The 15218-nt window shown below is 63.2% G+C and carries 7 protein-coding genes, 1 pseudogene and 1 other annotated feature; of the genes and pseudogenes, 4 read left to right on the plus strand and 4 right to left on the minus strand.

All coding sequences use genetic code 11. The features are described 5' to 3' along the window. Window positions 1-44: 44 nt before the first annotated feature. Window positions 45-1055 carry a hypothetical protein gene (locus FHX52_RS14920; RefSeq protein WP_141823121.1) on the minus strand — a complete coding sequence of 337 codons (1011 nt, stop codon included), beginning with the start codon at window positions 1053-1055 and terminating at the stop codon, window positions 45-47. Window positions 1056-1313: 258 nt separating this feature from the next. On the opposite strand from FHX52_RS14920, the gene FHX52_RS14925 reads away from it, so the two are divergent. Continuing rightward, window positions 1314-2876, plus strand: coding sequence for an IS1634 family transposase (locus FHX52_RS14925; RefSeq protein ID WP_141820155.1), 1563 nt, complete (start codon window positions 1314-1316; stop codon window positions 2874-2876). A gap of 274 nt (window positions 2877-3150) precedes the next feature. On the opposite strand, the gene FHX52_RS14930 is transcribed toward FHX52_RS14925, so the two are convergent. Continuing rightward, window positions 3151-7911: a PKD domain-containing protein gene (locus FHX52_RS14930; protein ID WP_141823122.1), complete on the minus strand. Its 4761-nt coding sequence runs from the start codon at window positions 7909-7911 to the stop codon at window positions 3151-3153. A gap of 789 nt (window positions 7912-8700) precedes the next feature. Here FHX52_RS14930 and FHX52_RS14935 point away from each other — a divergent pair. From FHX52_RS14935 to FHX52_RS14945, 3 genes and pseudogenes are all read left to right on the plus strand, one after another. Then, complete coding sequence (locus tag FHX52_RS14935) at window positions 8701-8952, plus strand: hypothetical protein (protein ID WP_141823123.1); 252 nt, start codon at window positions 8701-8703, stop codon at window positions 8950-8952. Window positions 8953-8984: 32 nt separating this feature from the next. Beyond that, a protein-coding gene (locus tag FHX52_RS14940) for an IS3 family transposase (protein WP_246069986.1) occupies window positions 8985-10255 on the plus strand; the annotation gives its coding sequence in 2 pieces (ribosomal slippage) (window positions 8985-9270 and window positions 9270-10255; 1272 coding nt in all). Then, window positions 9269-9397 (plus strand) — a sequence feature (AL1L pseudoknot). (Overlaps the previous gene by 129 nt.) Before the next feature lie 15 nt (window positions 10256-10270). Further along, window positions 10271-11476: pseudogene (locus FHX52_RS14945) on the plus strand (ISL3 family transposase); the annotation flags it as partial. 1180 nt (window positions 11477-12656) lie between these two features. On the opposite strand, the gene FHX52_RS14950 reads toward FHX52_RS14945, so the two are convergent. Continuing rightward, the gene (locus FHX52_RS14950) at window positions 12657-13739 is read right to left on the minus strand and encodes an AAA family ATPase (RefSeq protein ID WP_141823124.1); all 1083 of its coding nucleotides are present in this window, start codon (window positions 13737-13739) and stop codon (window positions 12657-12659) included. Continuing rightward, window positions 13736-14896: a DUF262 domain-containing protein gene (locus FHX52_RS14955; RefSeq protein ID WP_141823125.1), complete on the minus strand. Its 1161-nt coding sequence runs from the start codon at window positions 14894-14896 to the stop codon at window positions 13736-13738. The genes FHX52_RS14950 and FHX52_RS14955 overlap by 4 nt, the downstream gene beginning before the upstream one ends. Window positions 14897-15218: the final 322 nt, after the last annotated feature.

Consider the following 15218-nt stretch of genomic DNA (forward strand, 5'->3'; position numbering starts at 1 on the left):
CAAGTGGCTTATGTCCTCCTCGAGCCTTCGCCGCCAACTGGCAACTAGGACGCATTCGGCTGGCTTGCTGCGTCGTCCATGACCTGAAGAGTGGCCCCGTAACCATGAGCGCTAGCGATCGCCGAAAGGTAAGCGATCCAGCCAAATATTGCGAACGCCGCACAGACTATGACAAGGGTCCACCCTGACACCTTTGTCGTCAACAAAGCGAGCGTAGTTCCAACGCATGCAATCGAGACGAAAACGAGAGTGCAGTACATGTCCAGTCGCGCACGAAACTGATCGTGTTGCAGTTGAACTGACGCCGATACCAGCTGCTTGTTTCGCATGACAAAAGTTCGTAGATCGCTGCCTGGGTTTTGCAATGCGTCTTCATAACGCCTCTGGACATTGCCGAGTCGCGTCGGAAGCTTTCTAGCTGATGAAGCAGTGTAGTCAGCAAGCTGAATATCGAGCTGCTCAACTTTGACAACTTCCCACGGTCGACAGTAAGTCCACCACCGAATTTGTCCATATGTGTCCTTCGTTGGCCCTTCTTCCAAGGGCCTCCTCCTGCCTGTGGCAGCCTCAAGCTCTAGATTGTTGATGACCTCCATTGGTACATTCTTATGCAGGAGGATTGGGCGCGCCCAAGCGAAGGCCTGAATCGCAGCTTCCTTGCGCCGGACCTGAAGCTTCTCGAATCGTTCGGCTTGACGCTTGACCTGCATACTTCGAACTAGACGAAGTGGACTGGGTCGTATCCAGTACCCTTCCAGCACGCGAATTGAGCCGTAGGAAAAGGCTTGCGTAATCATCGTGGTCAACACCATGACCGGGATGACGAGAAGAAGAAAGGTGCCCACGTCCCTCGTAATGCGCGATAGGGCATCGCCGAGCTCGTGCACCTCCGGGTAGCGAAACTGATACTCCACCGTGAAGGTAGCGGCAAAGACAGCAGCAGGCAGCCAAGCGCTTAGGCTGAGTTGCTCCAAGATCTTCGCGACGAATTGCGACAGCGTCGCGAAGCTGCCATCCTCTGCAGCCTTCCTTCCAGCAGACGGTTCATCGCCCACAGGGCCAAGTATGGTCCGAGTGCGGTCCTGATTCTTGGACTTGGATCGGCGCGTCGAGGGCGCATGCCCTCGGAACGGCTTGCGCGTCCCGAGATTGCTTGGTGGTCGGTCGTTCGGCCTCCTGACCGCCAAGAGATTGTGACCCCACCTGACTCGTGCCACTTTTGGCGATCTCGGCGATTGGCCGAGCGTTTGTGCTGGTCAAGGCGGTGCGCTGAGTCGCGTTGACACACTAAGCGGGCCGGTAGGGTCGCGCTCGTGGTGTTCGTGCGGAAGGTCCGAACGGCTTCCGGGGCGACGGCGGTGCAGATCGCTGAGCGTCTGGACGGACGAGACCGGGTACTCGAGCACCTCGGCTCGGCGCACACCGAGGCCGAGCTCGCCGCCCTCGTCGCGGCCGCCCGCCGCAAGGTGTACCCGGGACAGGGCGAGCTGGACCTGAGCGCAGGCGCGGTCCCGGCCGGGCACGCGGTGATCACCTCCAAGTCCAGCGCGGTGCTGTGGCAGGTCCTGGCGGGCGCGTACACGCGGCTCGGGTTCGATGCCATCGACGATGTGGCGTTCCAGCAGCTGGTGCTCGCCCGGATCATCGAGCCGACGTCCAAGGCCGACTCGCTGCGCGTGCTTGAGGAGGTCGGGGTCGCCCACGCGTCGTTGCGCACCATGTTCCGGTCGCTGGCCCGTGCCCAGGAGCGCGGCTACCGCGACGTGCTCGCGGGCGCGTGCTTCACCCACGCCACCGCGAGCGGGGATGTGTCGCTGTGCCTGTACGACGTCACGACGTTGTACTTCGAGGCAGAGAACGAGGACGAGCTGCGCAAGGTCGGCTACTCCAAGGAACGCCGCGTCGACCCGCAGATCGTCGTCGGCCTCCTCGTCGACCGGGGCGGCTTCCCGTTGGAGATCGGCTGCTGGGAAGGCAACACCGCAGAGACGACCACGATGATCCCGATCATCCGTCAGTTCCAGCAGCGCCACTCCCTGTCGGACATGGTCGTCGTCGCCGACGCCGGGATGCTGTCCGCGTCGAACCTGAGAGATCTGGACTCGGCGGGGCTGCGGTTCATCGTCGGCTCCCGGGTGACGAAGGCGCCGGCGGACCTGGCGTCGCACTTCCGGTGGCACGGGGACGCGTTCACCGACGGGCAAGTCATCGACACCATCACCCCACGCGTCGCCACCACCGCCGCCCGGGGCGTCAACGACGTCAACAAGAAGACGGAGCCGACCTGGGACCCGGCCGTGCACGACCGGTCCTGGCGGGCCGTGTGGGCCTACTCCCGCAAGAGGGCCGCCCGCGACGGGAAGACCCTGACCCTGCAGGAGAACCGCGCCCGTGCCGTCGTGGCCGGGGAGAAAGCCGCCCGCACACCGCGGTTCGTCACCACGAAGCACGGCACCCAGTCACTGGACGAAGCGTCCCTCGCCCGAGCGCGGCGCCTAGCCGGCCTCAAGGGCTACGTGACGAACATCCCCGCGGACGTGATGCCCGCCGGTGAGGTGATCGCGAGCTACCACGACCTGTGGCAGGTCGAGGCCTCGTTCCGGATGAGCAAGAGCGACCTGCGGGCTCGGCCGATCTTCCACCACACCCGCGAGTCGATCGAGGCCCACCTGACCATCGTCTTCGCGGCTCTTGCCGTCGCCCGCTACCTGCAGGACGCGACCGGGATGAGCATCAAGAAGCTCGTGCGCACGCTCCGGCCGCTGCAACTGATGACCCTGACCATCGCCGGGCACGAGCACACCGCAGCCGACCCCCTCACCGACACTGGCCGCGACATCATCATCGCTACCGGCACGAACTGGCCGACACACTAAAGCGGCACGACTCGGGTCGGTCGTTCGGCCTCCTGACCGCCAAGAGATTGTGACCCCAGTGAGAGCAGGCTAAGATCCCGGCCGCCGTGTCAAGTAGCCGCGAGCAAGAACTCGCCCCCTATGGGCCTTCCTGACCGAAGGCCGTCACATCTATACGGCGCCAGGGCATGCGCCCAGTGGTCGACCGCACTCCACATTTTCCAGGTCCCTCGCGACCGAAGTAACTGGCCGGGATGGTGGGTCCTCGGCAGGCGGAACTCACCACACCACGTGATCACGAACCAGTAGCGCTGAAGCGCTGACCGGAGTCGATCGCCAGTCGACCTGCGGCTTTGGGTACCCCGATGGATGCGGAGACGCTACAGGAGCTTCTGCCATCGCTGATCTGCCACGTGATCGTGTAGACGCGCCCATCCTGCGAGCCGTCCCGCTCTGCGCGAACCCATACCGAGCCGTGTGACCGGATAACAGCGTCTGGTCTGGTATGACCGTCGCCGAGCGCGTCCGCGGGCTCATCCTGGGTGACAGTGGTTACGGACATGGTGAGTGGGTTGCCGTCGGGATCGGACAAGCCGTCAAGGCGTAGAGGAACAAGCCGATGGTCGGGCGGCCAAAGAGTGGATGGCTTGACAGCCGCAGCCGAGCAATCGGGTGGACGGTTAGGGGCGACCTGGACGACGGCAAAGGATCCGCGGGCCCCATAGACGCTCTGAGAGTCCTCGTAACCGTCGTTCACGACGAGGTTGACAACGTAGGTGCCGGGGCCCAGATAGCGGTGAGAGGGTTGGGCCTCTGTTCCGGTACCACCGTCTCCGAAGCTCCAAGCGTAGGTCAGTGGGTCTCCGTCTGGATCGCGTGAACCCGACCCGTCAAGCACGATCGACTCCCCGACCGCCGCTTCGTAGTAGGGCCCTCCAGCGTCCGCAATGGGCATCGAGTCGCCCGCAACTGGGAGTACGACTGGATAAGTTCCGCCCACAGAGATGGATTCTTCGCGATTTGTTGTGTTGTCGGCAAGGTCGGTAGCGGTGATATTGAGGTGATAGACCCCGATGACGCCCAATGGCGATCCAAAAGGTTGAGCGTCAACCTTGCCGTTGGGATCGGTTAGCGTTGCAGTCAGCGACTTCAGACCGCTGCCCTTGTCACTGGCGGTGAACTGGAGGCGTTCACCCAAGGACCCCTGTTCCGGTGGTAGGTCGACGGTTGGGGCGGTGTTGTCGACGCGGACGATGACCTCGTCGTCACTCGTGTTGCCCGCTCGGTCAGTGGCTGAGTAACTGAGTGTGGTCGTTCCCTCCTTATCAACCACGATGGTTTGGGTTGAGGTGAGGTACGTAGCCCTGGGCCGGGAATCGGCCCCTGTCATCGCAACGCCAAGGTGATCTATCCCGGAAAGGGTGTCGTGGGCTATAAGGGGCACGGCAACTGGGCCCCTTTGCCACTTCCCGGCGAACTCCCCTTGGGCGGCTAGGGTTGGAGCCTGCGTGTCGATGCGGACGGTGATCGAATGGCCGGGGTCTTCAAGGTTCCCTGCATTGTCCTCGGCGGCGAATGGGATGGTGGTGTCTCCCTCGGTGGCCACGTCGATGATGCCTTCACGGCCAGGCAGCATTCCGCTCGGAACTCCAGATGTGAGGATTCCTTTGAGGCCGCTGCCTCCAATCTCGTCGGTGGCAACGAGATGAAGAGAGACGCTCTGACGATTCCAACCGGCGGCGTTTGCAACTGGCCTGATTTCAGCGCTGCTGCTTGGCGGGGTGGCGTCGCTGCCGGTTCCACCGCTCGAGCCGAGGGGCGGGATCTCGAAGCCACGGGTGGCTCCTTGCACGGTACCTGCGCCGATGAGGGTGTCATCATCGAGGATAGTGATCCGCGCGTACGGCTGGTCGTCTCCTGAGAGCATGGTGACAAACGGCGCGTAGGGATTGCGGTCAAGGTTCCAGGTTGTACCCGCACCGATCAGATCTGTGACGTCGGTCTCTGTGCCGTTCTGCCAGAGGGCCGGGGTCCATGTGGACCCCGTGTTTCGGTATCCGGCGATGTGGCCGTCGTTGTTCACTGATTCGGCGACTCCGGGACCGAGGTCCTGTACCACTCCCGCTGCCCAACGGACAGCATGCAGGGGACCTCCTGGCACCAGGTTCGCGGCACCGACCACCACGCCCGAATCGTTAACGTCGAAGGCGTGGGACTGGTCGCCTCCCAGCCCCGGAAGTTGAGTGGCCGCCGCCCCTGGGGTCCACGTGAAGGCCTGAAACGGTCCGGAAGCGAAGTCCCCCGGTCGGGTGGCATCCCCGACAATGGTGCCGTTGGTGTTCACTGCCCGGGCAACCGAGGACGGACCGCCCAAGTCAGGGATTGGGCTCACTTGGTTGTTGACCCACTGGGCGGCAGTTCGCTGCGCTATGCCGAAGCCGTTTGACGACCAGCCGACGGCAGTGCCGCTTGCATTGACATCCAACGCGGCGGACCAACGGTCGCCCGTGAGGTTTAGCGGCGGTAGAGGGGTCGGGACTCCATCCCTCCAGGTGGTGGCCGTTTCGCCCGGGGTCCCCGTCGAGTACGACAGGCCCACAATCACACCCGAACCGTTCACGGCATACGCGCGGGCTCCTTTCTGACCCGCAGGAAGACCGAGCTGGCCCAACGCAGCGCCCCACTTGATCGGTCGTTCGAGGGTCACCAAGAACTTGCCAGAGCCCACAACGCTGTCTGGGGAGAAGGCTCCTTGAGGCATCTCATCTGTAGTTTCCGCCAGAGGGGCGGATCCACCAGCGAGTTGGTGGATGGTCCTGGTCATAGCAGGGTGCGAGAGGATGGTGAACGATGAGGCCACCGGAGGCCCGCTGTTGCCTGCCAAATCCCGTGCCCGCGCCATGACCTGGTACTGCCCATTGCGAAGCGAGTCGCCACGCGGCAACTTGTCGCCGATCCACCAGTCGGCCCTCCCCTCTGCGGGCAACCACGTTGGGTCCGGCAGCCAGTCGGAGCCGCTCCAATAGCGTCCGTCGGCCGCGCGCTGAAGGCGAATATCGACGCTCCCGACGCCCGAAACCCCGTCGTGCCCTCTCCCCCCGATAAAGGGCAGGGCCGGTTGCGTTCCGCCATCCGGCGGTGCGGTCACGGCTAGGTCAGGTGGGCTCAAGTCGATTCGAGCGGCCACATCTTGGTCGGGCCCATCATTGCCTTCTGAGTCGGTTGCGTGGAAGGTAACTCGCGTTGTCCCCTCCGCCGTGACCGTCAGGTCGGTCGAGCTGCCCGGCACGGTCGTTTCGTCGTTGGTGACGGCTCCGGCACTCGACCACGTAAGGGACTTGACGCCCGAGGCGGCACCATCGGGCTCGTCAGATGCGCTGAGGTGCACGGCAATTGGCCGTGTCGCCCAGCCGTCTGCGGGATCGGGCGAGAGCGTGGCGTGGCTCGTCGGTGCCGCGGTGTCCCAAGGCCGGACCTGAACGCTGTGTGTGATCGAACGTTCGACACCTTCGTTGTCAACGACGCTGAGGGTCACACCATATTGACCCCGTGCTCGATACCGGTGTGTAACCCGCGGCCCATCTGCTGAGGTGCCATCGCCGAAGTCCCAGTGGTGGGACATCACCGTCCCATCCACGTCGAAGGACTTCGCGGCGTCGAAGGAAGCGTCGGTGCGATCGTCCAGACCCATAGGAACTTCGAACTGCGGTTGTGGGCTGAACTCGGCGACTTGGGAGGTCCTGACGAGGCCGCCCTGCACCGCCATCTCATATTTGGCTGTCTCTCCGCTGGCCAGAGAGTACTCTCCGCCATCCACCACCTGCGCGGTGCCGGTTCCGTCGGTCCTTATCGCCTTGAACGCGGTCCTTATTGCTCCTTCGTTTGTGACGGCAAATCGGTATGTGCCATCGGCGCCCAACGGGTAGAACGTTCCGACTGCGTCTGGTGACGGTGGTTCCGCCTCCACCACACCAGTGTCTGGTGGCACGTCCCAGTAGATTGACTCGGGATCTTCGTCGTAGCTGCGTCCGGTGGCCGGGTCGACGCCGGTGCGAAGCCCGGTGGGCCCGACGCCGACGATGGCCAGCCGGCCGGGGTCGTCAAGCAATCCAAAGAAACGGTCGCTGAAGCTCGACGCGGGCCCAGAACTGACGTTTCGGTAGGTCCAAACATCCTGAACCTGGTTGATGAAGCGTTGGTAATCATTCTCCACTGCCGGCCAACCCCCCGTCCCCATATTGACCGTGAGAAGTTCGCCATCTTCCTCATATCCAGCCACGACATATGCATGGGCCGACAAAGCGCTCTTGCGCGTCGCAACGATGACTAGGCGGTTTTGATCGATCTCCCTGCGAATGATTTCTAGGAGGCGAGTATCGGCACCAAGACTCGGCGTCTTGTGAACGTTGAATACAACCCCCGTAGGACCATCAACTGTAGTATAACCATCCGAAATGCTGCTTGGAAATGCGATGTACTTCAGTGCCCACGGAACAGGCTGTGTCCCGCAGCCGCCATCCTGCTTTTTGTACCCCCAGTCCGGCCCCCCAGGCCGCTGCGCCCGTTTGAGGAACTGGTCCACGTAGGCCGGAGAGAACAGTACGTTGTCGTCGGTCAAGAAGAATGGCCGCGCACTGAATGGGGTACCAGCGCCAAGGGCATAGCGCAAGACGTTCGACATGGCCGCCAGTAGGCAGCCGCATGCCCCCATTGTTCGGTCGTGGGTCGCGCCTTGATCGTCCTTCCACTTCTGTTCGCTCGGCGTCCCGGGGCCTATTAGGTCCTTCTCCCAGCGCGCATTCGCCTGACCCAGCATTGGATCGTCCCCGGTCGGGATAAGGCGAAATCGGTAGTCTGTTGCGGCCGCTCTCGTTGCCGATGCCGCAATGTAGAAGCCCGACGAAATCACAATCGAGAGCCCAGCCATGATTGACACGAATGCCGACCGGAAATGCCGGTCCCGCCAATAGTCGACTGCAAACATTGATCTACATCCCCTTGGGTCTTTCACACGAACCATCTCTCCCGGGCACATCCGTTTGCTGAGAACTCCCACCCATGTTCTTGGGTCCTTCGGAACCCTTCGGCAGGCTGCAGGCAGGGCAGGTTGAGATCGGTGCCATCACTGTTGGGGCCGTCCCGATGGTTTGCCGGTCGCCGACGTGCGGTTGGTACGGACCACGAGACGTGCGCGTCCGCCGGAAATCGCGATCGCACGGCCGGCGCCTGAGTTGAGGATGAGTTTGGCGGTCGAGGCGGCAACCGCGGCGGACCCTTGAACGCTTCGACGTCGTCGAGGCCGAATGTGAAGCGCCAGGTCTTCCTCCAGACACTCCCTCTGCTGCTTTAGGACGACGATCATGATGACTCTGACCGGCTCGGTCGCGGCTTCTCACCCTATTCGGGACTGGGGGGAGGCGGACGTACTCAGAGACCATGGGACCCCCACTGTTGTTGCGGACCCGCGCTGTTGTCGTGGCGGATACGGACACATGGGCCGCGCTGGAGGCCGCGCGTCCCAGACCGCGGCCAGTTGCGCTCGTGGGTCGATAGGGTTGCGGATGATGCGTACGTCGCGCCGCAGGGCCGCAGCCACGGCGTCGAGGGGGCCAAAATCTGCACCTTTGAAGGATTTCTCTTCCTGGAACAGCGGGCAATACGCAGTTTCGCGTATTTCCTGTCTTGGCCGCGGTCGGGTGCAGGAGCACCTTCACCTCGGCGCGGCGACCTTGGGCGGGTATCGCTGCAGCTTGCCCCGCGACTCGAGAGGGAGTAGGCCCCGCATTGTCGGCCTGGCACGGTGGCGTGGGTTGGAGGCATCGTAAGGACCGCTGATCAGCGGGTCGTGCGTGCCCAGATCGAAGAGACTGCACCTGTCGGTTTTCCGTTGAGGACTCGTGTATATCCGTTCGGCCCCGTATGGTCCGGCATCGGTCTATGGCATGAGTTCAGCCACGTCAACGACTACAGCCGCGGGGACCTGCCCGTCCGCGCGAACACGGCCGAGATGGACCAGGGCACCGAAGGTCGGGCATACCCGCTGGAAACGATCGCCATCGACGTCATGACCCGCGGAACTGAACCGCCCCGGGATTGATGGATGCTCCCAACCCGCGAAAGGGTGGAGTCATGCCAGCACTGAGGAAGTATCCGGACGAGCTGCGGGAGCGTGCGATCCGGCTCGTGATGGACCTGGTCGAGCAGCCGGGTGGGCCGAGTCTCAACCGCGCGTCACTGCGTGTCGGGGAGCAGCTCGGGATCAACGGGGACACGCTGCGTAACTGGGTGAAGCAGGCCCGGGTCGATGCCGGCACGGCGCCGGGCGTCACGACGCAGGACAAGGCTCGGATTGCCGAGCTGAAGCGGGAGGTTCGCGAGCTGCGCCGGGCGAACGCGATCCTCAAGAGCGCCTCGGCTTTCTTCGCGGCGGAGCTCGACCGCCCCTCGACACGCTGATCACCTACATCGACCAGCACAAGGACGTGCACGGAGTCGAGCCGATCTGCCGGGTCCTGACCGAGGCCGGCGCCAAGATCGCCCCGTCCACGTACTACGCGGCCAAGACACGCCCGCCCTCGGCGCGGGCGGTCGCCGACGCGGCCCTGGACGAGCGGATCGTCGCGACCCACGAGGCGAGCTTCGGCGTGTACGGGGTCCGGAAGATGTGGAAGATGTGGAAGGCGCTGAACCGGGAAACGCCGCAGGCGCCGGTGGCTCGCTGCACCGTCGAGCGGCGGATGCGCGCCCAGCACCTCAGCGGGGTGGTCCGTGGACGCGTCAAGCGCACCACGGTTCCCGCTGAGGTGGCGGACCGGCCCGGGGACCTGCTCGAGCGGGACTTCACCGCCGCGGCGCCGAACCAGCGGTGGGTCGCCGACATCACCTACGTTGCGACGTGGACCGGGTTCGTCTACGTCGCGTTCGTGCTGGACCTGTTCTCCCGGCGCGTCGTGGGGTGGCGGGTGTCGAACAGCCTGCGCACCGACCTCGCGCTCGACGCGCTCGAGCAGGCGCTGTGGCAGCGGCACCGCGAACAGCATGACGTCACCGGCCTGATCCACCACTCGGACCGCGGCGTCCAATACGTGGCCATCGGCTACACCGAGCGGCTCGCCAGCGCGGGCGCGGTCGCCTCGGTCGGGTCAAGGGGCGACAGCTACGACAACGCCGCCGCTGAGTCCCTCAACGGCCTGTACAAGACCGAGCTGATCCGGCGCCACGGGCCATGGCGATCCCTCGAGGATGTCGAGTTCGCGACCATGGAATGGGTCGACTGGTACAACAACTCCCGGCTGCACTCCTGGTGCGGCGACGTTCCCCCGGGTGAGTACGAGAAGGAGTACTACCGTCAGAACACCGACACGGACACCACCGCGTCGGCACAACCGAGCCTCCACTAAACCCGGGGCGGTTCAGTCGAGTCCGCGCCGGCACTGATGGGCTGCCCAGCGTGCGGGGTCCTCGCACGCAGTCACGGGCGGCGGGTGGTCGAGTTGATCGACTCGCCGTGCTTCGCCCGGCGGGTCCGGATCCGGTGGCCCAAGCGGACCTGGTCATGCCTGGAGCCGGCGTGCCCGGTCGGGACGTTCACCGAGCAGAGCGAGCAGGTCGCCAGGCCGCGGGCGTTGTTGACGGTCCGGGCCTGCCGGTGGGCGATTGAGCAGCTCCGCCGCGACCACGCCTCGATCCACGGCCTGGCCCGGCAGCTCGGCACGAGTTGGGCGACAGTGTGGCGCTCGATCCGGCCGCTGCTGGCGTAGGCCGCCGCGGACGAGTCCCGCTTCGTCGGTGTCACCACCCTCGGGGTCGACGAGCACGTGTGGCACCACATCAACCCGCTCAATAGGGGCCCGAAGGAGCTGACCGGGATGGTCGACCTGACCCGCCACCCTTACCCGAAGAACCCCGACAAGACCGTCGTGAAGGCGCGGCTGCTCGACCTTGTCGTCGGCCGCTCTGGGCCGGCCTACGCCGGCTGGCTCAAGCAGCGCGGCGAGGCGTTCCGTGGCTGTGTCGAGGTCGCGACGCTCGACCCGTTCCGTGGCTACAAGAACGCCATCGGCGACCAGCTCCAGGATGCGGTCGCGGTGCTCGATGCCTTTCGTGTGGTCAAGCTCGCTGGTCATGCCGTCGACGAGGCACGCCGCCGGGTGCAGCAGGAGATCCACGGCCACCGCGGCCGCAAGAACGACCCGCTCTATCGGAACCGGAGCATCCTGCACGCCGGCGCCGAACACCTCACCGAACGCCAACAATTCCGACTGGCCGCAGCGATCGCCGCGGACGCCCGGCACTATGAGGTGTGGGTCGCCTACCAGTGCGCCCAACAGGTCCGCTCCGCCTACCACCAGGCCAGCCACGTCGAGGGCCGCGCCGTCGCCGAGAAGAACCTCGACTCGTTCGCCTCGTGTCCGATCCCGGAGATCGCCGGATTCGGCCGGACCCTGGCGCAGTGGCGCAAGGCGTTCCTGGCGTACTTCACCACCGGCGGCGCGAACAAGGGCGGCACCGAAGCGATCAACGGCCTGATCGAGCTGCACCGAAGGGTCGCCCGCGGCTTCCGCAACCGGGACAACTACCGGCTACGGATGCTCCTCATCGGAGGAGGGCTCAGCCTGTGACCCACCTCAGATACGAAGAGCCCTGTGAGGGGCGGTCTAAGCATGTGGAAGTGGCGGACACCCGGTCGAGCTGCCGCGCTCGTTGGAGTCACGGTGCCGTCGGTCGTGGCACGGCGGTGTGGGTCTTGCCTCGCCAAGGCCCCGGACAGCCGGGCCGTCTCGTGTGTCGCACCGGATCTCGGACTCGGAGTGTGAGCGTCTGGCCACCGCGGACGGTGATATTGCTACGGGTGCGAGACTCCTCGTGACCAGACCTACAGCAGATGTCGAGTGAAGATTCCTACATACACTTGGCCCCCCTCAACGCAAAAATGCACACGATTTCGATGCGGCTCGAGCTTGGCATGCCACTCGCAGTCGCGAATTCGATCCGCGAATTGTGCCTTTCGCTCCCTCATCGCCGCCGCGTTGCGGTGGGTCTGGGATGACTCGGGGGAGCAGTCCACCCCATAATGACTTGACATGCGCGATATTCGTTCGTGATTGTGAACCACCTCCTCGAACGTCTGAACCATGCCATCATCTAAACCCCCTAGGACTCCAATGAGTCTCTCTCGTACCTCGTTCCATGCCCCTTCGAAACGGCCCACTTGCGACCATACCGCAGGCGCAAATACTGTGGTGGGAAACGCATACTGCGCCTTTTTCCCGATTTCTGAGGGTGCCGCGCGATAACGAAGGAAAGAGTCACGCCAGAAATCAGACAAGGATCCGGTTTCGTCAATAAACCAAATCGGTCGTCCTCCTGAATGATCGTTTCTTTCCTGGATCCTGCAGGCGCCCGCGAAAGGTCCGCCGCGCAGGCAGAGGACCGCCCAAGGAGCCCGTGCAACATGAAGTAGGCACAGGCCCACGGAAGGGGAGAAGTCAAGTGCGCTCGAGCCGTCAGTCAGATTGTATGGGGGGTTACCGTCGGCCTCCCCCCAAGTGGAGGCCTTCTGAAGTTCAACTCCTAGAAGAAGTCGCACATCGCGGTCAAGCGTCGTGTTCATCCCGAACAGAAACTCCGACAGAGATTCAAAGCCCACTACCGGGGCTGAGAATAGGTCCTCCCACGCGAGTACCGTTCCCTGTTCCTGAGCACTATCGAGGAGGCTCACGAATGCCTCCACGGCCGCAGAGTCATCCTGGCTAGATCCTAGGTGGAGGAAACTGTGCTCACCGATAACGAATGTGGCCCTCATGATCGTGGTGTGCGTGGCCGCGTGATGTGGCGAAGATCTACCTCTAACTGGTCGAAGAAGCCAAGAGGCCAAGCGGTGGGTCTGCCCCGTTCGTTCAGCTCGATTTCTGTGGGATCGCGGTCACCCGCCAAGAAGTGGACAATGACGTCTTCGGCATCCACGAGGGCGTCTACCACTGCGCGACGAACCCCGTTCAAGACGTGATCACTGTGCGTTTCGATGACGACCTGAACACCACCGGCGGCCACTAGCGCCAAGAATCTAGCCAGGCTCGATTGCGCCGCGGGGTGCAGGTGGGCCTCGGGGGAGTCGACGATCAGAACGGAATTGGGACGCGCACCCAGGCCAGCGACCACTATGGGCAGCGCATAACTGATACCGAATCCCACGTTCGTTGGGAGGAACCAGTCGGTGGCGCTGGTGGAACGTACGTGCAGCGTTGCTAGATCGGTGCGCGGAATGAGGCGAGCGTCGAACTGCACTCTGCCGACGAGCTCGCTCATCCAGGCCTCAGTCTGCGAGTGTAGCGTCGTCACCTTCGACTGCTGGGGATGCAACAGAGGCTGGGCCACCTCCCTACGGCCATGTACAGCCAGGGCGTGTGCGACGAATCGACCGTCGTCCCCCAGATGAACGGTTTCGTCATCGCGGCTGGTCGGTGTAGGCGAGACTGCCTGCGAGGTGCGGGGCCCGACGCGTTCGGCTCCAAGGTAGGTGAGCGAGATGCCGGCGTCCGAGTTTTCCGTGCGCACAAGGTAAGACGCCGCTTCCGCCCCCTCGAATTGCGTCTCAAACGCCCAGTCGTGCCACACATCGTCAACGTCCAGGCTGACCGCAATGCGACTAGTTGCTGCGTCGACGGCCAGTACGTCTGCCGGCTGGCCGAGCTGCAGTCCGGGTTCAGCATTCAGCGAAACTACGTTTGACGTGGTCAACTGCGCCTGGTAGGCGAGCAGAAGCGACTGGATGATCGTGCTTTTTCCACTGCTGTTAAGACCAGTTAACACGGTCAGAGGCGTGAAGCGAAAACTTTGGTCAATAAAGCGTTTGAGGTTGTGCACCCGCAGTTCGCCGATCATTGAGCGGGCTCCAGCAGCTTGCGCGCGACTGCAAAGCGCCTATTCACCCGGGCCGGGTCGCCAGTCGACGAACTGATCGCGTTTATGTAAAGATAGTCGTTAGTCATCGCCTTCCGCGCACCTGTCACAATACGGTCGCGGTGCTGGGTTAGGAAGACTTCGTCGACGTCGACTAGTGCGACACACCAACTCTCCAGAAGGGCACGATTGATTGGCGATCGATAGTTGGAGGTTGTGGGCCACTTACGGAACGCATGCTTGCCAAAGAGTGTATACCCTTTTTGCATAGACCGCTCAAAATCTCTGAATAGACGGTCAAGTTCGGAGTCGCTTACTCGGGTCGGATCGTCGATCTTTGTGACTGCCTCATCGAGCAGCCTCTCCAACGAACCGACGGAGTCGTACTGCTCGATATCATCGAGCATCCGGAAAGCCAGAAAGCGCAGCGCCGATTCTCGGTCGTGCATGCGCACGTGGTCGCGCAGCACCCCCCCAGTGGCCTTATGGAAGATCTCACTTGAAGTGCATCTCTTGAGGAATGTGCGGGATCTGCTCCGACTCATGCAATGGCGAATTTCCATGCTGTTTAGCGGTTCGCCACCCGTGTTAATCCGCTTGAAGATGTCATACTTCACCTCTGAAGGAGTGGTTGGATCTATAACGTGCGCGACGATCTGAGCATTATGCAGTCTCCGCTGCAGGGACGGTGAAAGGTCGCCAAACCTCTTGCCTTGTTCCTGATTCAAATACTCGAGGTCCGCTAGGCGAAATTCCTTGCCACGGACGAAGCCATGAATAGTCGAGAGTCGTTGCAGGCCATCCACCACACGCAGCAGGCCGTCATCATCCTCGGCGAAGTAGAAGGCCGGCAGTGGGATCTGCAGTAGAAGGCTCTCTACCAACCGGGACTTCTGGCGTGCTTTCCACACTCGGTTTCGCTGAAAGTCCGGCGCCAAGTCGAGATCTTCGCTGTCGATCATGTCGAGAATGTTGCGGAGCGAGAAGTTCTTGGTCGACACACGGATCTTCTCTGGGTCCCATGGATCAGCAATTTGACTCGCGGTCGAGTCGTTCTGCTCTATCTCAACCCCGGTTTGCTCGCCGTGGAAAACCTCCTCAACGAGTCCGACTCCCTTGATGTTCGGATCAGCGCTCATGACTCGCATCGTAGAGGCCGGCGGATCCGATGCGGTGCTGGACTGGCAGGATCCCGGAGCAGGCTCGGCACTCGACTTCCTCGCGCAAGTCGGCGGCGGCGTCAGCGGGCAGCTCCAGAGGTGGCCTTGGATGTGCCAGCGATAGTCGTCGATCTACGCGATCTCCTTACCGCCATCGATCCCCGCCTGAGGTGCTGCTCGTCGGGGCTGCCGACGCCCTCGACCCTGGCTCGGTCGACGGCCGCCCCGGGAAGTCGACGAGCTGAGCGCGTTCACCGACCATTCCAGCGGGTTGCGACCCCGTAAGGGCGCACCCTCGCAT

Origin of the sequence: Humibacillus xanthopallidus (genome assembly GCF_006717145.1) — a bacterium.
Taxonomy (GTDB): Bacteria; Actinomycetota; Actinomycetes; order Actinomycetales; family Dermatophilaceae; genus Humibacillus; species Humibacillus xanthopallidus.

Bases quoted from the DNA above. Each gene is read 5' to 3' on its own strand.
- FHX52_RS14950 (WP_141823124.1), bottom strand. From the start codon at position 13,739: ATGATCGGCGAACTGCGGGTGCACAACCTCAAACGCTTTATTGACCAA.
- FHX52_RS14955 (WP_141823125.1), bottom strand. From the start codon at position 14,896: ATGAGCGCTGATCCGAACATCAAGGGAGTCGGACTCGTTGAGGAGGTT.